The following is a 22,125-nucleotide window of genomic DNA, read 5'->3' as shown; positions in this document are numbered from 1 at the left end:
TTTACAGAATTGATAACTTTAGAATGGAAAGATTGAAAATACTTTAAGTAAAAGCCATTCCTAAGAATGGCTTTGTTGATTAAAATTTTTTTATGGCTACCCTTATAGCACTGGAATGATCGAAGGAAGCATGTCATGAATGGTCTTACCATTACAGGTATCGCCAATCGCAGACATTTTCCATGCGCCATTGTGGCGATAGACTTTAGCGATAATCAAGGCAGTATAATTGCCTTTTGCTGAAAGGTTGTATTTTGCGATTTCAGTATTGGTATTCGAGTCAACTAAACGACAAAAAGCATTTTCAACTTTTTCAAAAGTTTGACCACGGAAACTACTGATTGTAAAAACCAGTGCTTTAACTTGAGGAGGGATTTTAGTTAGATCAACATGGATCACTTCATCATCGCCATCACCAGCACCCGTACGGTTATCACCTGAATGCCAAATACTGCCATCCTTACTTTTTAATTGTCCAAACCATACTGCATCGAGCGGTTGGTTGTTTTCATCAAAAATAATGACAGATGCATCAAGGTCGATTGAATCACCACCGCCGCCCCCAAAAAGACCACCTAAAAATCCGCCACTCTTAGCCACATCCCAACCTGCACCAAGATAAATTTTGGTCAAAGATGAGCCATCACCTTTTTCTAAAGAGATTTTTTGACCTTTTACTAAACTAATACTCATGTGTTTCCCTCATAGATTTAATTGTTTCTATTTAAATTTAAAGCTGAAGATAACCAGGTGAGGTAGCTCTTGCGATTTCGGGAACAAATAATGACTTTGCCATTGCCCCTAAACTTAAGCACCATACCTTCACCACTGGTAAAACTGTTTAAAAGATTTCCAACAATTCCGCGGTTTTGTGAACTCGGCATACCAATGTTGTAACTTAAAGATGAATCCCATGCCACAACATGACCATTATCAATGGTGGTTTCGCCGTTCTGAGTGCTTACATCGACTTCCATCAAAGTACCACAACCAGAAATACACAATTGACCTTGTCCTGATGATTCCATCACCACAAAGCCCCCTGTATCACCAAAGAATCCCCCACCTAAATTTGCTTGAATCTTGGCTTTGACATTGACATGTTCTGTTGCTGCAACAAAAGCACCATCAGATAAAGTGTATTGCTGAGGACCTATGTTAAGAATTTGCATATCACCATCTATGTTTGGAGAAAGTAAACACTGTCCATGACCCAATGATGCTTTGATTTCTTGCTGAAACAGCGATTCACCTGTAGTAAATCTACGCATAAATGACTGAAATAAACCGCCGCGTAAGTTCCCAGCTAATTCTAGATTCTGCTCAATCATGACCATTGCATCAGATTCACAAAATATTTTTTCTCCCTGTACCAAATCAACCAACAGAAATGGTTCTGGACTGCCTACAAGTTCAAATTTAGCCATCGATTGCCCTCTCTTTATCGAATAATGTTTTTATTTTTCGCTTCTTTTAACCACAGTGGAAATTCTTGAAGCAGTGCATCATACAGTTGTGCTTCAGGCATACTTTGAATATTACTCATTTCAAAAAAATTGCAATTATCCACCACTCGCCCTTCCATCGTATCGAGTTGTTCCAACACACCGTAGTTACGACCGCCAATACCCACGAATTGCCAAAAAATAGGGAAACTAGATACGCTTTTAAGGATATTTTTAATCTTTTTACTTTCATTGACCCCACCATCTGAAACAAATACCACGTAAACAGGTAAATGAGATGGATTTTCTTGGGTAAAATATTTAATCACAGCTTCAAGTACAACAGGTTCATTATTATAACGTGCACCAGCTTTCCACTTTGGATGACCGCCTTGATCTGTATTGACAAAATTTTGTAAGTTGTTCAAGGTTACATCACTTAAACGCAATGATTTTTCTGCAAAAGCCCAACATTCAAAACTACCATCATCATCAAAATTGACTGCCAAAGGCATAATTCGATCGAGGACTTTTTGAACATCACCTTTAATATATTGTTGGTGCATTGAACCTGAATAATCAAGGACTAAAGCTACTCGGGCTTTTACATCAAGCAAATTATTTTTTTCTAAGCTGATTAAAGACTTTTTCGTAATATCCACTAAATGTGGAGCGGCGTCTTGAATTTTATCTAGTACCACTTTCTTTTTTAGATCAATTGTAACCGCTGCATTACTGATCGATGGGTTTGCTGTTGGGGGTGCAACTGTAACACTTTCTTCAACCTCTCCCCCAAAGTGTTCAACCAAAGCCTGTAAGCCACCATTAAAACCTTGACCAATTGCAGCGATACGCCAAGTATCACTTTTAAAGTAAATCTCAGTCAGCATCACAGCTTTTTCTTGGCTAAAATTAGAACCATTTAAACGATAAGTCGCAAGAATCTGTTCGTCTTGATTACATAACTCGACCTGAATCGATTGTATATTGTGGATTTGAGACTGCTCATTGGCTAAGGTTGCACAGATCACAAAACGTGGCGTTCGTGTTGTATCTATCTTTTTTAAATCAAAGGTAAAACTATGGATGTTGCCACGAAGCAGATATTGAACTTCGCCTTTCGGTGTTTGTGGTTGATTATAGAAGGTCATATAATCATCATGGAAAAGTTTATCGTTTGGCGCAATACCAAAGCTAGAAATATCGATTTCAAAAGGTGCTTGAACCTGTACACGTACTTTAAACTGTGTATTAGTCTGCAACAATTGGTGCAGAGCCAGTTTTTGTCCAGTGATGAATTGCATTGTTGTTCTCTATTTAGTACTTGAAAATAATTTTTACTGTGTTCATAAATAAACCAATTTAAACCGAATCACTTTCAAGTACTAAAAGATAAATCTTTTAGTACTCATTTTAAAAATTAAACTGCAACACCATAACTTGCAGCCAAAGCGCCTAAGCCACCGTTAAAGCCTTGGCCAACTGCTTTGAATTTCCACTCGCCACTATGACGGTATAACTCACCAAAAATCATGGCAACTTCTGTACTGCCGTCTTCAGACAAGTCAAAACGTGCAAGTTCTTCAGCATTGTTATCCTGATTAATTACACGGATATATGCTTTATCTACCATACCGAAGTTTTGACCATTCTGTTGGCCTTCATGAATGGTTACAGCAAATACAATTTTAGCCACATCTGCTGGAACTTTAGATAAATCAACTGAAATTGTTTCGTCATCACCATCACCGTCACCTGTACGGTTATCACCGTTATGGTTCACAGAACCACAAGGAGAAGTTTTTTGGTTAAAGAAGATGAAGTCGCCATCTAAACGGACTTTGCCATTTTCACCAGTTAGAAAAGCAACAGCATCCAAATCAAAAGCTTTACCATCTGTAACACGAGGATTCCAGCCTAAACCTAAGTCTACTTTATTCATTGTAGGCGCTGTTTTAGACAGGTTGATGTTACCGCCTTTTGATAAATTAATAGCCATTTTTAATTTCCTTTTTCAGTTGTTTCAAGAGATTGTTTTTTACTATATGAAATTGATGAAATTACTGCCCAAACAATAAATGCGACACCAATCAAACCAGTCACGACTTCAGGTACATGTAAGCCAGTCCCACTTGCAAGCATGATGAATGCAAGTGCACCAATCGCATAATGCGCGCCATGTTCTAAATAAACATAAGCATCGAGCGTACCTTTTTCTACAAGATAAACGGTCATAGAACGCACGAAGATCGCACCTATAGCAAGGCCAAGCATAATAATTACCACATCACTGGTAATTGCAAAAGCGCCGATTACACCATCGAAACTAAAAGACGCATCAAGTACTTCAAGATACAAGAAGCCACCGATACCGCCTTTAATGATTGTGCCCGTTACAGGTGCACCATTATTTGAAGTCGTTTGTTCTGATGCTTCTTCCTCATCATCATGTGAACCGCCTTCAAGTAAGTGTCCAATCACCTGAACACCAACATAAACCACAATTCCCCAAATCCCTGCCATCGTTACAACCAGACGAGAAGTTTCAGGTACAAAATTAGCCATAACCAATAATGCACATAATGAAATAAACACTGAAATCGCTTGAATATTGCCTAGATCAGCGAGTTTTGACTCCAACCAATGGAACCAATGCTCATCTTTTTCATCATCAAATAAAAAGTTAAGAAAAACTAAGAGCAAGAACATACCACCGAACGCTGCAATTTCAGCATGGTGTGCCATGAGCTTTTCAGAGTAGGTTTTTGGATCGTTCAGCGCAAGTTTTGCAACCTCTATCATGCCCATGTCTGCAGTGACGCCAACAATGAGTAATGGAAAGATTAAACGCATACCAAATACAGCGATAACAATACCGACTGTTAAAAATAAGGTTCGCCAGAAATGATTCCAGTGTTTGAGTACCGAAGCATTTACTACAGCATTATCAAACGATAAAGAAACTTCCATCACTGCAAGAATGGCAGTAATTGCCAATGCCTTGAACATGGTCATTAGGCCGGCTTGGGGACCATGTGTAAAACCCCAATACGCAGAAATTGCTAGACAAATGATGGTAAAAAGAATCGAAAAGCGAAAATGTTTCATCCATTGAACTCTTATATTAGATGCTTATACCGAACTGTTGGCACATTGCGCTTAAACCGCCAGCATAACCTTGTCCTACAGCTCTAAACTTCCATTCACCATTGTGGCGATATAATTCACCAAAAATCATGGCAGTTTCTGTTGAATAATCTTCATTCAAATCGAAACGAACAATTTCAGTATTGCTTTGATCATTGACCACACGAATAAACGCATTTTGAACTTGACCAAAATTTTGACCGCGACTTTCACCTTCATGAATGGTGACTGTAATTGCAATTTTTTGAACATCTGCAGGTACTTGTGCGAGATTAATGCGAACTGCTTCATCATCACCATCACCCGCACCGGTACGGTTATCACCTGTATGTTCAACAGAACCTTCAGGTGAACGTGTTTGGTTATAGAAAATGAAATCGTGTTCACCACGAACTTTACCGTTTTCACTTAATAAAAATGCTGAAGCATCTAAGTCAAAATCTGTTCCGTCAGTTGCACGCGCATCCCAACCTAAGCCGACCAAAACTTGGTTTAAACTTGGGTCAGTTTTGCTTAAAGATAAGTTGCCACCTTTGTTTAATGAAATTGCCATTTATATTTCCTCTACTTTATTGCAGTGTGCATTCATTGTTTAAATACATGCAGTCAATTAATTTTTAGAACCATGTGTCCATCGGAACCCAAAACCATAATGTTCATCTAAATATTTTTGATCTTTAAAATAACGAACTTCTCGGTTGGCTTGTATAGTGCCATTGTTATTCTTTAATTCTACAATAGAACATGTTGTCAATTGATTACCATCCGTCAAATGAACTTCAATTTCAGGTTGGTCTGGGATCTTAATGGTGACAACACCATCCGTTGCTGCCCATTGTGCAGCACCCTGATAAATATAAGCATAGATCACAATGCGTTCAATTTGATCCCATTGATTCCCATTAATATGAAGATTTTCACCTTGTACAGATGAACCTGTACGATCATCACCATCAAGCTGAATAAACGGTTTGATTTCAAAACGCCCAAAACGATTACCCAGCGGTTGTACTAAATCAATTTCACCATTTTTAAGTTGCACCATCGCACCAAGGTCTAGATCTATTGCACTTGATCCCGATAGTTTCTGAAAAAATGATTGGGATTTAGGCTGGCTTTTATTCCAGTTTAAATTGACTGATATTTTTCCAAAACCATTACCTTTCTTGGTTAAGTTGATGGTTGAATTGTTTTTATCCAGTCGGATTTTAGATAAATTAATATTTGAGTTTGTAGGTGTAGGTGTAGGTGTAGGTGTAGGTGTAGGTGTAGGTGTAGGTGTAGGTGTAGGTGTAGTATTTTTCACTTCATCAGCAATCACAACACCAAAGTTTTCAGCCAATGGTTTTAATCCACCATTAAATCCTTGACCGACAAAGCGAAACTTCCATTGGCTGTTATGAAAATAAATCTCTGCAAGGATTAAAGCTTTTTCAGTTCTATTTTGGGTATCTAAATGTGCGGTCGCAATATGCTGTTGCCCTGCATAAAGCTCAATATCAATCGGAATAATATTGCCAATGGTATTTGGTTCATTAATCGTGACACAAATAGCGATTTTTTGAATTTGTGCATCTAGACGTGCAGTATTGATTTTTAATTTGGTGAGATTTGGGTTCTTAGATGATGATTCTAGCAAAACCACACTTTGATTGGAGGTTTGACGTTGCCCATAAAAAATCATGTCCTGATCACCACGCACTTTAAGCGTGCCTTGGGCCAGTAAATATGCTGTAACATCTAATTCAATGTCAGATGAAAACCCTGTTTTTATACAAATTTCAATATCCTGAGCAGGTATTTGAATATTTCCACCAGCAACCAGCTGCATAAACCCTCCACTTTATAGGTATATTATCGCTTTTTGATAAAATGAATTTAAAATCATGCGTTATTGAAATAAAGTTTTTAAATTAACTTTCTTTATAAAAAACAAATAAAAAATAGATATGTTATGTTTTACCATAAAAATTCCGAATCTCAAGTGTTTCAGTGTTTTTTTCTTTGTGTTTCATTACTTTTACAAAATATTAAAATTAAATATTGTATCACTGTGGGGAATTGTTATATTTTCCAGCGCATCAGATAGTCGCTTTAAAATCTTCGTTATTCTTTATAAAAATTTGAGATTAAATTACCCGTGCTACAGCAATATAAAATTTGGATCGCCGAGTGTTATTCCTGTCAAAATGATATGATTCAATTACTGAAAAGTTCTAGTATATCAAAACAACTGACTATATTTTGTTCTCACAGCCGTAACCGTCCCGAACTTGCATTGAGTGCTGATGTTTATCTACAGCAACCTGCTATTTCAAAGAGTGCTGAATGGTTATTAGAACAATGTATTGAACATAATATCCAACTGCTCTTTTGTGGTAAACACAGTCAACATATTGAACCGTATAGAACCCAATTTGAACAATATGGTATTCAGTTGATTACTGGTACACTCAGCTCAGAACAACATGAGTTGATGAACAATAAATACCAATTTACCTTACATTGTGAAGCGCAAAATTTATCTGTCATTCCTGCATTATTAGCCAATTCCACAGAAACACTGAAAGCATCCATTGAAACATTACAGCAGCAACATAGTGAAATCTGTGCTAAGCCTGTTTATGGGGTTTATGGTGCGGGTTTTGTGCGGTTACAGAATCATGTATCGTACTTTAAAAACTTTAGTTCACCGACCAAATGTAATACTCAGCAATTTATAGAGGCATATAGTCAACAGGAAGAGCCAGTTGAATATCTGATTATGCCTTATTTAGCCGGGCAAGAATGTTCAGTTGATATTGCTTGTAGTCAAGGAAAGATCATTACTCAAGTAACCAGAATAAAACATGTTTATTTTCAAGAGTGTTTTTTGCAACATCCTTGTCATCAAATTTGTATAGATTTAGTCGATTATTTTCAATGTGATGGACTAATTAATATCCAATTTAAACAAGATGAAAGCTTGCAATGGCATATTCTTGAGATCAATCCACGCCCTGCTGGTGGTTTTGCCTATACACAACATACGGGAGTCAATTTGATTGCTGAATTGATTGCTGAAAAATTAAATTTGAATTTAGTTCGAGCAGCACACCAATCGCCTGTAAAAGCTTTACCGATTGCCCATAGTATAAAATTGGATTTGTAATTAGATGAAGCATATAGATTTAAGTCGTGGGCGAATCACTGTTCAAGTTAACCAACAACATAGCCACTGGGCTTTAGATGATTTATTAGATTTTGCAGAAAGAATTAATCCTAAAAGAGCATTTTTATTTGTTTCCAAAGTATTGGGGAAACATATCCCTGTCCCACCTTCTGTTATGCAGCGTAGCTATAGCGATTTGGCCAGTTTAGTGCCTACAGATTTGGCTGGTCCAATCTGTGTCATTGGTATGGCCGAAACAGCAGTCGGTTTGGGCGCTGGAATTTATCGTGAATTAAAAAAACAACATGGCAAAAATGCGATTTTCTTAACTACAACACGACACCCTGTATCGACTTTACCCACATTGGGGCTTTTTCTAGAAGAACATAGCCATGCTCAGGATCAGTTTATTTTAAGCAGTCATGATTTAGCCAAACATCAGCAAGTGATTGATTCAAAGACTTTGATTTTAGTTGATGATGAAATTTCGACTGGAAAAACCTTCAAAAACCTGATCAATAGTTTAACAAATTCTGGTTTGCAGCAAGTTGAACGCGTGATCTTGGTCACATTGGTTAACTGGGCTGAGCAGAGTCTTGCAACGGATGAGCTTGATATCCCTGTGGAAGTGGTTTCATTATTGCAAGGAAATTGGCAGTGGCAAGCGAATCAACACAATATTCAGATTAATATGCCCAATGTCAGCTCCACTGAGCAACAGGCACAGAAAATTATTGCACCAAATGATTGGGGACGTGAGCCAGGTTATTTAGAATGTACAGCATGGGAAGATATTCACATAAATCATCCCGGCGAAAAAATACTCGTACTTGGTTCAGGTGAATTTAGTTGGATTCCTTTTCTTATTGCTGAACAGTTAGAACAACAAGGGGCGGAAACTTATTTCAGTTCAACAACACGTTCACCGATCATGCAAGGACATGCGATAAAAAGTATTTGCCAGTTTCATGATAATTATGGGCTCAATATCCAAAACTTTGCTTATAACGTTAAACATCAAGAGTTTGACCGGGTGCTTTTGGTGATTGAAACACATCAAGATAGTGTAGACCCAAGCTTGTTTGAACAAATCAAAAATTTGGAAGTGATCAGTTATGAACCCTAAACCTTTGGTCTTTGTCGACTTGGATGACACTTTATTTCAAACTTATCGAAAACAGCAACCGACACCACAACATCAAATAGTGACTACAGATATTTCAGGACAACCGCTTTCATATATGAGTCCAAAACAGCAGTCTTTTTTGAATTGGTTGCTTGAATCTGCTGAGGTTGTGCCTGTAACTGCTCGCTCAGTTGAAGGATTTAAACGTGTACAAATCCCCTTTAAATATGGTGCGATTTGTTCCCACGGGGGCACAATTCTAGATCAGAATTTAGCTGTAGATACAGACTGGTTTGATCTTCAAAAACAACATGAAATTCAACTCAATGGCATACTGACTGACTTGCCAGATGCTTTGCATGACTACGCCAAAGATTTGGGTGAAGTCAGAACTTGGACTTTGATTGAAAATGAACTGAGTATTTATTCTGTTGCAAAGCAAAAACAAACTGGTGCCTTATTTTTAGATCAGCTTGTTGAAAAATTACCTAAAACGCTACTGGAACAGTGCTATATCCATATCAATGGCAATAATCTGGCGATTATTCCACATCATGTCAGCAAACAAAGCGCCGTTGAGTTTTATATTCAAAAACATGATCCGCAACGAGAACGTATTATTTTAGGTTGGGGCGATAGTCTATCAGATGCTGGATTCCTCAGCTGTTGCGACTGGTTTGGAATGCCGAAAAGTAGTCAGTTGGATAAGTTTCTCAATATACATTTAAGCCATGATTTTGACACTAAAGGATATTTAGGTCATGTCTAATTCATTGATCACACTACTCAATCCAACATTGAGCGAGCTTGGCTTTCACGGTTCATACCGTCCCGAAGATGTCACTTTTTTGATGCAGATTGATAATATTCAACCCACTGCCGTTGAAGAAAAAGAATATCTGATCCAGTCAGGAAAAATGCACTATTCACAAATGATCAGTGCTGAACATCCGCCAACAGATGAACAAATGCAACATTATCAACATGCCTTTGAGCAAGGTGCACAACGTCTTGCCGAAGAAGTTCAAAAAATTGGTAACAGTTTGGTGCAACGCTTTCCCAATCAAGAGATTGTTTTGGTAAGTTTGGTTCGAGCTGGTGTACCTTTAGGTGTTTTACTGAAGCATTATCTTGAAAAATACCAGTCTTGCTATCACTATGGTATTAGTATAATTCGTGATCGAGGCGTCGACTTTGCTGCATTGCAAGCAATTATTGAACAACATGGTGCTCAAAATATCGTTTTTGTAGATGGCTGGACAGGTAAAGGTGCGATATGCAAAGAACTCACAAAAAATTTACAAGAGATTCCTGAGCTCTTTGATCAAAATTGGCAGATCCCACGTTTAGTTACCCTTTCTGATTTGGGGGGGTATTCTTGGTTAAGTGCAAGTACAGATGATTGGTTGATTCCGTTTGGGATATTGGGTTCTGTAATCTCTGGATTGACTTCTCGGACGATTTTAAAAGAAAGCATAGAACAGCAAGATGCTCGAAATAATTGCTATCAGACACAAAAATGGCACAGTTGTTTGATCTATGATCAGCTAAAACCTTACGACCTTTCAGTAATTTTTGTCGAAAAAATACGCGAGTTGATTGAACAAAATCCCACAGATATGCAGGTAAGCTGGAACGATCAGATTCGTTTAGCGCAACAGCAACAATGTGCAACAACGATTGACTGGATTGCAACAGAGTATGCGATTCAAAATATTAACCATATAAAACCTAGTATTGCTGAAGCAACCCGTGCAGTTTTAAGACGAGTACCTGAACGAATCTTATTGAAAGATGAATCTAACCCTCATGTACAATTATTATTGCACTTTGCACGTGAACGAAATATTCCGGTAGATATTTTGGGAACAAAATTAGGCCCTTATCACGCAGCAACATTGATAAAAAAAGTAGAGAAGAAAAAATGAAACCACTTTTACACGCTATTGAACTTGGCGCAACCATGTATATTCCTGCAACACATGAACAATTGTGGGAAGTTACCCAAGGACTTAAATTTCCTCAGATTAAATCAATTGCGGTATGTCTTGAAGACGCTGTACTTGAATCAGATGTTCAAACAGCAATGGTGAATTTAAAACTTTTGTTGCAAAGACGGCTGGATGAACCGAGTTTAAAAGCCCCTGCCATTTTTATCCGCCCAAGAAATATGGAAATGGCAAAACACATTGTCGACTGGGATCTAAATCAAACATTTAATGGTATGATTTTGCCTAAGTTTAATGTGTTTAATCTAAAGAATTGGATGAATGTATTACCAGCTAATTTACAATATATGCCAACGCTCGAAACTAAAGAAATCTTTGATGTGGCACACAATATTGAGCTTTACCAAGCGCTTAAATATGACTTTCATAAAACTTTATGTTTAAGAATTGGTGGTAATGATCTGTTGTCTTGTCTAAATCTGCGTAGACCCAAAAATACCACGATTTATCAAACTCCAGTAGGCATTCTAATTTCACAATTGGCAGGATTATTTATTCCAAATGGTTTTCAGTTGAGTTCACCTGTCTGCGAACATTTTGAAAATACACAGTTATTGATGCAAGAACTTGCACAAGACATGAATAATGGAATTTATACCAAAACTGCAATTCATCCTGCGCAAATTACTCATATTCATCATGCCTTACAAGTTCAACCTGAAGATTTCCATGAGGCTCAATTAATCTTGGCCCACGACGCTAAAAGTGTATTTAAAAGTCACGGTTCAATGATCGAACCTGCCACCCATAAAAATTGGGCTGAAATGATTTTACTCAGATATAAAACTTTTGGTTTGGTCAAATCCTCATGTTCAACACACGACAAAATATTGGTGGTATAGGCCTTATTTAGAGGTTGAAGCATCACATTATGCTTCAACCATTTGTACCACAGCTAAACGACCGCCATCTTGTTTAGAAAATAAAATTTGAACACCATCTTTTAACTCAATTTTACCACCAATCGGGATCTGTATTTTATTGGCAACATCGGTAAGATCAGGCATATCTTCATTGACCAACCACCACACATCATGATGTAAAACAAAATACCCTTTCCGCTTGGTCTGTTCTGCGGTCAATCGTTCATTCGGTGCAATCATATTATTGGTATGCCATGCGTAAATAGATTGACCTGTCCATACCATTAAACGATGATTATCGGGTCTAAAATTACCTTGCTGCCGTGCTGAGTACAGATTGAGAATAGGTAATTTACCTTTAAACGGCGTATGGCAAAATGGACACTCAGGTTTAGTTGAATTATCAAAGACATACCACTTTTGACCACAACGGTGATTATGACAAGGCTGAATCAAATCCACTGTTTTGACCAAAGCTGTTTCCCAATCATTGGCTGAAGGACGCTTGGCCGGATCATGTAAACCTTCGACAAAGCTTTTGATAAAGAGCTCAGACAAATACGGTCCAGTCACTGTAAAAGGTACTTTTGCAGGATCACCCCATGGTTGCTGGCTCACTTTAAGTTGAGTTGGTTTCACCTGATTACTATGATCTGTTGGGTGTTCAATAAACAGCGCTTTTTCACCCATCCCCAGTGTTTCATCCTTTTGCGGATCATTCATATCATGAATTTTTCCACCACGTAACGGATGTCGATACAATAAATACATATAAATCAATACTGCCAAAGCATGTTTATCAGTCGCAATACTGGGTAAATAACGATCAGGATTGTCTTTGGATAAATGACTAGTGCGTACCACTTCTGGCGCAATAAAATCAGGAGTACCGACAACGTCCGGTGGGTATTTTCCAGGTACTACCAAACCATCAACGTCGATAACGCTGGCACTCCCAGAAACAGGATCGACCAAAATATTTTTATAAGATAAATCTGAATGGGCCAAACCGGCAGCATGCATACGGCGTACTGCGCGGGAAATTAGAATTCCTATTTTAAGGTAATTAAGCCAAGTACCTTTTTCTTTGTCGTCGAGAAATCTGTTTTGGTTGTTTGCACTTGCAAACCATTTCCCTTCTTTTTCTTTGCCTTTGATTTGCAGAAAATCATTATTTTTTGAACCATATTCAAAGAAAAATTGTTTTCTATAGGTTGGGGCGGTAATCCCAAGCAAATTATTATATTCAACTAAACCATCTGGCCAGCAGAAAATATTCTTCCAATAATCCCCACCAATCCCATTAAAGATACTTTGCCACTTATTGCCTACAATTTCTTTTAAACGATCTTTTTGCTGCTCAAAGGTGGCTTTAGATTCATAAAACTTATTCTTTTCTTTACTGAAAAAGCACACCACATAACTACGATCAGGTGAAAAATATACATCTTTCATTGCACCTGAACCGATAATTTCATCTACAAATTCTATTTCACGTCCATCAACGGTGGTACATTTAATAATTTTTGCTGACATATTTGCCACCTTACATTATATTCTTCAAATACTTAGATATTATTTATACAGATGTTGTTGAATGCTTATTCCATAATACGGCCATAGTACGATCATCATGATGGCCAGCTGTAAAGAAATGCATCCACTCCAACAATGCAGTGTCGGCTGCTTCATTCTGTAGCAACGGATCTAGTTCACGGTATAAACTTTGCCATTTATCAAAATTGGATAAACCAGAATCTGTTTCAAATTTTGGATCTGAAATACCGTCAGTCATCAACATAATGGCATTGGTATCTTTAAAACAGCCTATTTTTAAACGGTTTGGAAATTCTGTAGCAATACTCAGATCTAGAAACTTAGTCTGTCCTGCATATTCACCACCATCTGGAACATTCATCAGGCGCACGTTGTTATCGCTATATACTGCGATTGCACCGTCTCCCACTGAGAATGCACTGATAAAGGTTTTATCAGCTAATTTACATACGACCGCAACCAGCAATGTGGTTGAAAAATCTTTAGTATTTGCCTCAATCTGTTCTGCTTGTAATCGGATTTGGTTAATAATTGATTTGTATATTTCATAATATACATGATGAAACTGCTCATTTAACTTCTTGGCAACTTCAACAGTTTCAGCATCTTGACTGCCCACTTGCCACTTTTCTAAATCAGAAATCAGGCTTTCAACCGTTTGTGGGTTTAAATAGTTTTTCAAGTTATTTTCAACAATCTCAACCGCAATTCGAGAACCTTCTCTTGAGTATTGCGCACTGCCTGCACCATCTGCCACAGTCAAAACCGACCAAGGTGTATTCTCGATTAAGGTAATTGAGAAATCATCATCTCTAAATAAGCCTGCGTGTTCATGTGAACGGCCTCGACGACTTGCAGCGATAATTTTATAGTCCACCGCATCAATCAAAGCTTGATCCAAATGTGGCTTGCTAAATTTTTGCCCAGACTCAGGTTCAATGACTTTCCATAAACTGCGTGGGTCTGCAATGACATTCAACCGACACTGGGCGGAGCGTGTTTCTCCATCAGCAATAAACTGAAAAGAAAATTCGATTGAATCTGCTAGTTGTGGCTCACCATGAATACGTTGTGTGGCTTCATCGAAATAAAAGCTGGTATCTGGAAATTTAAAGCTTTCAGGTTTGAATATTAATTGATTGACATCATGTTGAGAAATCACTGAAATTCGAGATTGATAGTGTTGTCCAACTCGGGCATTTTCAACCTGAAATTTAATGTCTTCATATTTACTTCGTCTAAACACAGATTCGATCTCTAATCTATTCTTCTCAGTTTCAGAAGAAATTATTTCAGGGGTTGAGCTTATATTTTTAGCATCAATCGTCAACTTGTTTTCTAAATTAGGTTCAGTTGTAAAGGCTGACATTTTCTCGGCTTGATCTACAACAATTTGCTGTTCAACATGTAAGATCGGCGCGAGTTCCAATGTTGTGTGAAGATCTAAAGTGATATTTTGCGTATCAGAAATTGCTCCAACTGAGTTGATGTTTTCTGATGATGTATCGAGTTGATCTACATTGACTAAAGGAACAACATAACTTTGTTGAATACTTTCATCAAGGTTGACTTGTTCATCCACTCTAGCATGTTGATTGGTTCCAGTTTGCTGATTAAAACAGGCTTGCTCTTGAACATTATTTTGTACAGTGACTTGGGGTTTATCCGAGCTTATAGTTTTATGCTGGGACTCTGTAGCTGATGCATTATCCAATGAATCAGCTTCATTGATTTTGTTCAAACACGGCGAAGCTATCTTAACTTTTTCCAATTCGTTGATGAGTTTTGAAAGTTGTTTGAGATTTTGCGGATCACTTAATAGAAATTGAGAAAATGTTTCACTGAAATCAGCGGAATTATGTTCCAAAATCTGCTTTAATTTGCATACATCACTATCCATTTTACCCTCTACCCATTTTTCTATTCTATTCGCTTGGCCATTTGGTCACTCACCAATCACAATGCATTTAAGCGTTTAGCCATATAGATTTTTAATATTCGTCAATACAGCAATGCTTTAATAATGTATTCATCAACAGATAAAGCCTAACCTTGACCACGGGTTAAATCGAAATCTCCCTCACCAGACGAGAAACTGATTTGTCGACGACACCACGGGCAAACCACAGATTCCCGATAGCCGTCATAGCACATCAAATTACCACAACCACACACGGCAAAAGCAGTCTCAGAAAAACAATGTGGGCATTCAGGGAAACCATCGAGCTCGGCTGTATTGATCTGCTTATTTGATGCATTATGATCTGACCAAGTAAAATACTCCTCAGATATCGCGCTACAGGTATCTAACTTAAAATTATAGATATTGATATTTAAATCAGCTGGACCTTTGTACTGTAAATTTCGTATATATTTGATGATATAAGGTTTATTCATCTTTTGGCAGCGACCCACAAATATCGCACAATGATCATCGGCTTTATTTTTTTGCAGGGACAATGCATCTTTTGCCAAGCGCATATAACGCTCATCAATCGGCAACAGTTCATCTTTTTGTTGATGACTACCAATACTAATACTTTGTGAGACCACAGAGGCCGTGATCCACTTACACAAACCTTTGACATATTCTTGATTGATTTGATCAATTGAAATGGTATTTTCAGTGATCTTACTCAGCACAGAAAAATCAACATCTGCACCTAAACCAATGGCGACGACTGTTGCTTTATGCGCATATTTAGCATTCCAGCGTTGAATTGCCTGATCATATTCATCGGTTGGACGACCATCGGTAAATATATAGACCATTGGCTTCCAGTCGCCTTTGACTTCACTGGTGGTTTTCATCACATAACGATCAATTTCCTGACCCAAATGATCTAAAGCTTTACCCAAATGTGTCCCACCACCCAAGGGCAAATTAAAATGATTAAAGGCAAATAACTCAGTTAAAGGGACCAATGTTCTGACAATCCCTGCATATGCAATCAAGGAAACAAATACAGTTTCAAGCGCATAAGGATCTTTTCTTAAACTGCTTAAAATAAACTCCACACCCTCTTGAACTGATTCAAGCGGTTGCCCGACCATTGATTCAGAACAATCAAGAACAAAAAATACCGGTAAACGACGCATAACTTCACCTACATTATTTTTATCATATTATTCAAAAATCTAAATCAAACAGATAAGTGCTGACCTGTTTGATTTAACATTTTTAACGTCAAGTAATATCCAGTTATAAAACCAACTGAATTTCGGCAGGTGGTGGTGGTAAAGAAATTGAATCGGATACCCCTGCGCTACTGCTACCAGCGACCACGCTTGCAGAAACCCACTTAAAGAAGCTAGCAAAACTATTTGAATCCATGGTGTCTAACACAACCACTTGGTCCGTTAGTTGCAGCAGGGATTCGGTTTTCGCTTTTGGCCCCGCAGCACAAGCGACAATCGTGGCAAAATTAAGCTGTTTAATTGTGGGAACGATTTGCTGATAAGCATAGACATCTGAGGGTGAACCATCTGTCATCAAAAATAATAACGGGCGCCAATCCCCTTTAACCTCATTACTACTTTTTTGCACATTCTGTTGTACTTGCTGTGCCAGTAATTCCAATGCAGCACCCATAAATGTTGCTCCCACATTGGGCACATCTAGATCTGGAATTTGAACTTGATCCAAAGGGGTAAGCGGTAAATAAACTTTTGCATCAATATCAAAGGTAATCACACTTAAATACACGCTTTCAAGCGCATAAGGATCTTGTCTTAATGCACTGAGCATCGACTGCAAGCCAACATTCACCGAGTGAATTGGCTCACCACGCATAGAGCCAGATGTATCTAATAAAATATATACAGGTAAACGGCGCATTATATTCTCATTCTTTAACTATATTTTTTTAACCATTCCACGAAATTATCCGTGGGTGATGCATTACCGACCGCATTAAATTTCCAACCAGTATTTTCTCTGACCAGTTCAGCAAATAATAATGAACGTTGTTGATCATATTGACCAATGCCTGATAAATCAAAACGCACCATTTCTTTACCAGTACCATCGACAGCACGAATAAAGGCATTTTTCACCTGACCAAAATGCTGATTGTTTTTTGCACCATTGTAAATTTGAACAATAAAAACAATCTTGTGATATTCAACTGCCAAGCTATTTAATTTGACAATAATTTGCTCATCATCCCCGTCACCAGCACCAGTACGGTTATCTCCAGTCAGCCAGATTTGCCCTGAACGATGTTTTAAATTATTAAAAAAGATAACATCACTATTTTCGAGTGTGGCTTGACCTGCGGCATTCCAACCTAGATCTTTTACTTTTCCACTGATATCACATAAGAACGCTACCACATCTAGATCGTGTTCCTCACTCTTAGCGCCTGAAAATAATCCGCCTAAAAAGCCTTTCTTTTGCTCAGTGATATCCCAACCGAGTCCAATCGTCACTCGTTCTAAATCATGTTTAGATTTTTCAAGACTGAGTCCTTGACCTTTTACTAATGTAATTGCCATGCATTTTCCTTTATTTTTATAAAACCACATTCACTTCAGGTGGTGGTGGTGGAAGATCATTTAAGCCTGTGACTTCTTTTTGACCTGCATCTACTTTTTGGCTACCTGTAGAAATACTTGCAGAAACCCATTTAAAGAAGGCTTTAATGGTATTTGAATCTGCAGTTGCAAGTTCTACCACAACTTCTGTAATTTGTTTGAGAATACTGCTATCTGCATTATGTCCCGCTGCACAAGCAATGATCATCCCCGTCTTCGCTTGTTTGAGTTTTGCAAAACCTTTAGTCCAATCATCTGTTGGTGCACCATCTGTCATAATAAAAACTAAGGGTTTCCAGTCACCACGGGTATCAGGTGTGGTTTTTTGCACTTCTTGATCAATTTTATCTGCCAATAATCCAAGCGCTTCGCCCAACTGTGTAGTTCCCGTTGCCTGTAATTGAGGCGGTTGAAACAGCGCAATTTCAGTTAAGGGAATCAACTGCTTGGCTTGAGTATCAAAAGTAATAATAGATAAATAGGCTGTTTCAAGCGCGTAAGGATCTTGTCTGAGTGAAGAAACCAGTATTTCAACACCATTTTTAACGGCTTCAATCGGTTCACCATGCATCGAACCTGATGTATCTAATAATAAATATACGGGTAATCTTCTCATTTGTTTATCTCTGTTTAATGTCTCGTTAATTTTTAATCTTTATGTATATGTTTATATAAAAAATTGAACTAAAAACAAAGCTTTTTATCATTTTTAATACTTAATTTTTTATCCAAATATCAAATTTTACTTAAATACTCTATTTTTTAATTGATCTGATTCTGACATATTATTTGTTTTATGCTGGGTAATATTTTAAAAATAATTGCAGAGTTCTAAGCTATAATTGTTTTATTATTTACCTTAATCTGAATCCTCAGATTTTAAAGCCCAATATGTCAAAAAATCTCGCTACGTTGATTGGTTTAAGTGCCATTTTACAATGGTCTTCCATCGTCGGTTTATTGAAAAAAATTAGTTTTAGTTTGGGCGCTGAGTTAGCTGTGCTGCTGATGTATACACTGAGTACTTGTATTTTATTAATATTTTTTAAAATCCCAAATTTAAAATTAATTTCAAAAAAATATCTGATTTTTTCTACCTTATTATTTGTTATTTATGAATTATGTTTTTCTTATGCTATTGCACTGGCACAAACTGCTCAACAGGCCATCGAAGTCAGTCTAGTCAATTACCTCTGGCCAGGATTAACTGTTGCCATGCTGATCCTATTTAAAGAAATTAAATTTAATGTCTTTGTTATTGTTGGATTAGCCATCAGCTTGAGTGGAATTATTTTAATTCAAACTGGGCAAGGTGCTTTAACTTGGTCTAATATTTTATCCAATATTCTAGAAAATCCAATCAGTTATATTTTGGCACTTGTTGGGGCAACGCTGTGGTCCTTATATTGTGTAATTACCAAAAAATATAGCGATGGGCATAATCCAATTTCATTTTTCTTTGTTTCGATCAGTATTGTACTGTGGACTAAATACCTATGGTCACATGGGTTGAGTCTAAATGTAATTCCAGAAGTTAAACTTACAACAATTGGATTGTTAGGTATTGTTTCAGTGGTGATGGCCTTGGGTTATGCTGCTTGGAATATTGGCATTATCAAAGGCAATATTACGATTTTGGTGACTTTATCTTATTTTAGTCCAGTCATCTCCACTGTGATTTCAATGTTTATCTTACAAACCCACCTACCACCAGAGTTTTGGTATGGTGTGATGTTGGTAACTTCAGGCTCTTTGGTGTGTTGGATTTCGACAAATTGGCAACAATTAAAAGAAAAATTATTAGCTAAACTAACAAAGTCAAACTCTTTTTTATAAGAAGATCTATGTTGTTAAGATCAGCTTTAATCATATATTGATCATTCATCATCAATATATGATTAATTATGTTAATACCTCCAGACGCTGGGGATGGAAAAATGAAAATTTACACAATATAGCGTTTGCTTAGTCCCCATTCTGCCAATATCCTGCGATAGGTTGTAGATGAACGATCTGCTTCAAAATGTGCTTCCATTGTAATATCCAATGGAAGCTCTTCTGGTTTTTGACTCTCTACCATGTCCTGATCTTCTGCAAAAATTTGTGCATTAAAATCATAAACTGCCTGCAAATCGCCTGTGGTATCAAAATTACGGGTGAGTGGTACAAATAATCGAGTTTGGTTATGTGATACAGGACAACAGGCATTTAAAATTTTTAATACGCCCTCATGTGGAAATTCAACTTTTAACACTGCTGAAAATGGCGGGTAAACGTCAAAAATTCGCTTCCATAAAAAACCTTCTGGTGCCAGATGCTGTAAACCATGTGGATAGTTGCTTACATTGCTGACATATTCAGTATGTAAACCATAATCTGTACGTTCAGTGGTGTATTTGGGTACAACAGGATTTTCAGCATCGGCAAAAGACTGCTGATGTACCCAAGCAAAATGTGCAACATCAATAAAACCTTCCAATTGCCGCCCGCTTGAACCAGCAATATCAACAAATGGTGGCAAAATGGGCTGATGATCAGGATGATCCCAAGTATCCAATATTGGAAAGTTTGCGAGGCTTTCATCACGGCTAAATAAACTCGTCCAAACCAAACCATATTTTAAAACTACAGGAAATTTGGTGAGGCTAAAGCGCTCTGAAATATTTGTCAGTTCTGGCTGTGCTGGAATTTTTGTACATTGACCTGCTGTGTTGTAATGCAATCCATGGTAGGGACAAACAATCTCTTCACCTTGCACCCAACCTTTGCTGAGTGGTACACCACGGTGCGGGCAAATATCACGCACCAACTGAATCGCACCACTTGCCGTTTGATAAAGCGCCATTTTCACATCGAGGAGTTGTACTTGTTGTGGGGCTGTTGTGACATCTTGCACACGTGCGACAGGATACCAATGCTGAGCGAGTATTTCCCAGTCTTTAGGCTCAAAACCACTACATTGTGGTTGACTAAACAAGTTCAGAACTGGAATTGCATTCATACAAAAACTCACAGAATATATATTTAATGTCATGATCTTATGCTGTGATTTCAGCATAGCGCTCAGCTAAAATCATGGCTGAGTTTTAAATTACGAATTTTGTCTAATTCTGTCTATTAGAATGTTTTACTTATCTCATTCTAAAAAATAGAACACCTATTTAAAATTATTTTTAGAAAAAACTCATCATTGGCATAAAAATCGCTTAGTGATCTGTGATTTTAGCGAGTTTCAAATTTCCTTGATTTTCATTGCTTAGGAATAAGTCCGTGAAATATAAATAATGGACAGCCCATATGCCTGTGAATACAACTTTTTCACGATTTTCAGATTATTTTATTGCCGTTGCCAAGACAGGTAGCTTAAGAAAAGCAGCAGATCAACTCTATATTTCAGTATCTGCAGTACATCGTCAAATCGCACTCGCTGAGGAAGAGTTTGGAATTGATCTGTTTGAACGTTTACCCAGTGGTTTAAAACTGACCCTTGCTGGAGAGTTACTCTATGCGGATTTGATTAAGTGGCAAAAAGAATTTCAATTAACTCGTAATCGTTTTGATGAAATTCAAGGGCTTTCTCGGGGAACCATTAATTGTGGGCTTATTTCAGCACTGAGTGATGGTTTTGTCTTAGATTCAATTCAATATATGTATGACAACTATCCTTGGATCAACTTTAATTTTCATATCCAAGACAGTGAAACTGTGTCAAATATGATTATGGAGGCTGAAATTGACTTTGGGATTTTATTAAACCCTAAAGGACATCATCAATTAGAGGTTCTCTCTTTTGTAGAAATCCCAATCGGTTTTATTTTACCTAAAGATCACCCTTTAACAAAAAATGAGAAAGTCTATCTATCAGATAGTGTCAACTATAAGCACTTGATTCCTGGCGCACCTTTAATTATTCATGATTACGCACAGACCTTGTATAAGCATCATAAGTTTAGCCCTCAGCATCACTTACATTGTAATGACATCCGAATGATGATGTCATTAATTCAAAAGAACTTGGGCATTGGTTTATTGTCATTTATTGATGCTTATCCTTATTTAGAGCGCGACGAGCTGGTTTTTAAGCCAATTCGAGAAAAACGTTTATATCCATTAACACTAGCTTTATGTGTTGCACCAAAACGACAACTTTCACGCGTATCGCAAATTATGATTAAGCATCTTATTGAACAAATCGAAGCATTTAAGCTCAAGTTGATCCCTTATCAATAATCAGGTTTGGGTATGTTGTAATACAAATCATTGATTTAAAGAAATGAACAACAGCCCCTTA

At 37.4% G+C, this 22,125-nt stretch carries 21 protein-coding genes; 7 read left to right on the top strand and 14 right to left on the bottom strand.

Features of this window, described 5'->3' with window-relative positions; translation table 11 throughout:
• Nucleotides 1–102: 102 nt before the first annotated feature.
• The 7 genes from AC4CVF_RS07565 to AC4CVF_RS07535 form a co-directional block, all read right to left on the bottom strand.
• Nucleotides 103–693, bottom strand: coding sequence for a TerD family protein (locus tag AC4CVF_RS07565; RefSeq protein ID WP_004720371.1), 591 nt, complete (start codon nt 691–693; stop codon nt 103–105).
• A 17-nt stretch (nt 694–710) separates the two neighbouring features.
• Entirely contained in the window at nt 711–1,427 is a 717-nt protein-coding gene (locus AC4CVF_RS07560; protein WP_336951080.1) for a TIGR00266 family protein, read from the bottom strand.
• A 14-nt stretch (nt 1,428–1,441) separates the two neighbouring features.
• Nucleotides 1,442–2,749: a vWA domain-containing protein gene (locus AC4CVF_RS07555; RefSeq protein ID WP_490789156.1), complete on the bottom strand. Its 1,308-nt coding sequence runs from the start codon at nt 2,747–2,749 to the stop codon at nt 1,442–1,444.
• Between the two features lie 116 nt (nt 2,750–2,865).
• Entirely contained in the window at nt 2,866–3,444 is a 579-nt protein-coding gene (locus tag AC4CVF_RS07550; RefSeq protein WP_336951078.1) for a TerD family protein, read from the bottom strand.
• 2 nt (nt 3,445–3,446) lie between these two features.
• Nucleotides 3,447–4,553 (bottom strand): DUF475 domain-containing protein, encoded by a 1,107-nt coding sequence (locus AC4CVF_RS07545; protein ID WP_336951077.1) that lies wholly within the window; start codon nt 4,551–4,553, stop codon nt 3,447–3,449.
• Nucleotides 4,554–4,569: 16 nt separating this feature from the next.
• Nucleotides 4,570–5,145 carry a TerD family protein gene (locus AC4CVF_RS07540; protein WP_004720366.1) on the bottom strand — a complete coding sequence of 192 codons (576 nt, stop codon included), beginning with the start codon at nt 5,143–5,145 and terminating at the stop codon, nt 4,570–4,572.
• A gap of 57 nt (nt 5,146–5,202) precedes the next feature.
• Nucleotides 5,203–6,423, bottom strand: coding sequence for a TerD family protein (locus AC4CVF_RS07535; RefSeq protein ID WP_483771003.1), 1,221 nt, complete (start codon nt 6,421–6,423; stop codon nt 5,203–5,205).
• A gap of 363 nt (nt 6,424–6,786) precedes the next feature.
• Here AC4CVF_RS07535 and AC4CVF_RS07530 point away from each other — a divergent pair, with 363 nt between their 5' ends.
• Genes AC4CVF_RS07530 through AC4CVF_RS07510 form a run of 5 tightly spaced genes read left to right on the top strand, consistent with a single transcriptional unit; the run spans nt 6,787 to nt 11,720 of the window.
• Nucleotides 6,787–7,743, top strand: coding sequence for an ATP-grasp domain-containing protein (locus AC4CVF_RS07530; RefSeq protein WP_419359687.1), 957 nt, complete (start codon nt 6,787–6,789; stop codon nt 7,741–7,743).
• A 4-nt stretch (nt 7,744–7,747) separates the two neighbouring features.
• A complete protein-coding gene (locus tag AC4CVF_RS07525; protein WP_419327219.1) occupies nt 7,748–8,869 on the top strand; it encodes a phosphoribosyltransferase domain-containing protein in 1,122 nt (373 codons plus the stop codon).
• On the top strand, nt 8,859–9,638 hold the full coding sequence (locus tag AC4CVF_RS07520; protein WP_490774068.1) for an HAD family hydrolase: 780 nt from the start codon (nt 8,859–8,861) through the stop codon (nt 9,636–9,638). Before AC4CVF_RS07525 ends, AC4CVF_RS07520 begins: the two co-directional genes overlap by 11 nt.
• Nucleotides 9,631–10,797, top strand: a complete 1,167-nt coding sequence (locus tag AC4CVF_RS07515) for a cysteine protease StiP family protein (protein WP_419359689.1) — start codon at nt 9,631–9,633, stop codon at nt 10,795–10,797. Before AC4CVF_RS07520 ends, AC4CVF_RS07515 begins: the two co-directional genes overlap by 8 nt.
• On the top strand, nt 10,794–11,720 hold the full coding sequence (locus AC4CVF_RS07510) for an HpcH/HpaI aldolase/citrate lyase family protein (protein WP_490789155.1): 927 nt from the start codon (nt 10,794–10,796) through the stop codon (nt 11,718–11,720). Before AC4CVF_RS07515 ends, AC4CVF_RS07510 begins: the two co-directional genes overlap by 4 nt.
• Before the next feature lie 27 nt (nt 11,721–11,747).
• Here the strand turns inward: AC4CVF_RS07510 and AC4CVF_RS07505 are convergent, their stop codons facing one another.
• From AC4CVF_RS07505 to AC4CVF_RS07480, 6 genes are all read right to left on the bottom strand, one after another.
• On the bottom strand, nt 11,748–13,277 hold the full coding sequence (locus AC4CVF_RS07505) for a helix-hairpin-helix domain-containing protein (RefSeq protein WP_336951070.1): 1,530 nt from the start codon (nt 13,275–13,277) through the stop codon (nt 11,748–11,750).
• Nucleotides 13,278–13,320: 43 nt separating this feature from the next.
• The gene (locus AC4CVF_RS07500) at nt 13,321–15,198 is read right to left on the bottom strand and encodes a protein phosphatase 2C domain-containing protein (protein WP_336951069.1); all 1,878 of its coding nucleotides are present in this window, start codon (nt 15,196–15,198) and stop codon (nt 13,321–13,323) included.
• A 146-nt stretch (nt 15,199–15,344) separates the two neighbouring features.
• Nucleotides 15,345–16,397 carry a TerY-C metal binding domain-containing protein gene (locus AC4CVF_RS07495; protein ID WP_336951068.1) on the bottom strand — a complete coding sequence of 351 codons (1,053 nt, stop codon included), beginning with the start codon at nt 16,395–16,397 and terminating at the stop codon, nt 15,345–15,347.
• A gap of 103 nt (nt 16,398–16,500) precedes the next feature.
• Nucleotides 16,501–17,136 carry a vWA domain-containing protein gene (locus AC4CVF_RS07490; RefSeq protein ID WP_336951067.1) on the bottom strand — a complete coding sequence of 212 codons (636 nt, stop codon included), beginning with the start codon at nt 17,134–17,136 and terminating at the stop codon, nt 16,501–16,503.
• Between the two features lie 14 nt (nt 17,137–17,150).
• On the bottom strand, nt 17,151–17,795 hold the full coding sequence (locus tag AC4CVF_RS07485) for a TerD family protein (protein WP_490789154.1): 645 nt from the start codon (nt 17,793–17,795) through the stop codon (nt 17,151–17,153).
• 16 nt (nt 17,796–17,811) lie between these two features.
• The gene (locus AC4CVF_RS07480; RefSeq protein ID WP_336951065.1) at nt 17,812–18,450 is read right to left on the bottom strand and encodes a vWA domain-containing protein; all 639 of its coding nucleotides are present in this window, start codon (nt 18,448–18,450) and stop codon (nt 17,812–17,814) included.
• 275 nt (nt 18,451–18,725) lie between these two features.
• Between AC4CVF_RS07480 and yddG the strand changes: the two genes are divergently transcribed.
• A complete protein-coding gene (gene yddG, locus AC4CVF_RS07475; protein ID WP_419359693.1) occupies nt 18,726–19,670 on the top strand; it encodes an aromatic amino acid DMT transporter YddG in 945 nt (314 codons plus the stop codon).
• Nucleotides 19,671–19,779: 109 nt separating this feature from the next.
• Here the strand turns inward: yddG and AC4CVF_RS07470 are convergent, their stop codons facing one another.
• Nucleotides 19,780–20,835 carry a Rieske 2Fe-2S domain-containing protein gene (locus AC4CVF_RS07470; protein ID WP_490789153.1) on the bottom strand — a complete coding sequence of 352 codons (1,056 nt, stop codon included), beginning with the start codon at nt 20,833–20,835 and terminating at the stop codon, nt 19,780–19,782.
• Between the two features lie 296 nt (nt 20,836–21,131).
• On the opposite strand from AC4CVF_RS07470, the gene AC4CVF_RS07465 reads away from it, so the two are divergent.
• A complete protein-coding gene (locus AC4CVF_RS07465) occupies nt 21,132–22,064 on the top strand; it encodes a LysR family transcriptional regulator (RefSeq protein ID WP_336951062.1) in 933 nt (310 codons plus the stop codon).
• Nucleotides 22,065–22,125: the final 61 nt, after the last annotated feature.

The sequence above is a fragment of the Acinetobacter sp. LipI_19 genome, from assembly GCF_058242925.1.
Note: the sequence above shows the minus strand (reverse complement) of the source record. Positions and strands in the feature narration are given on the sequence as shown.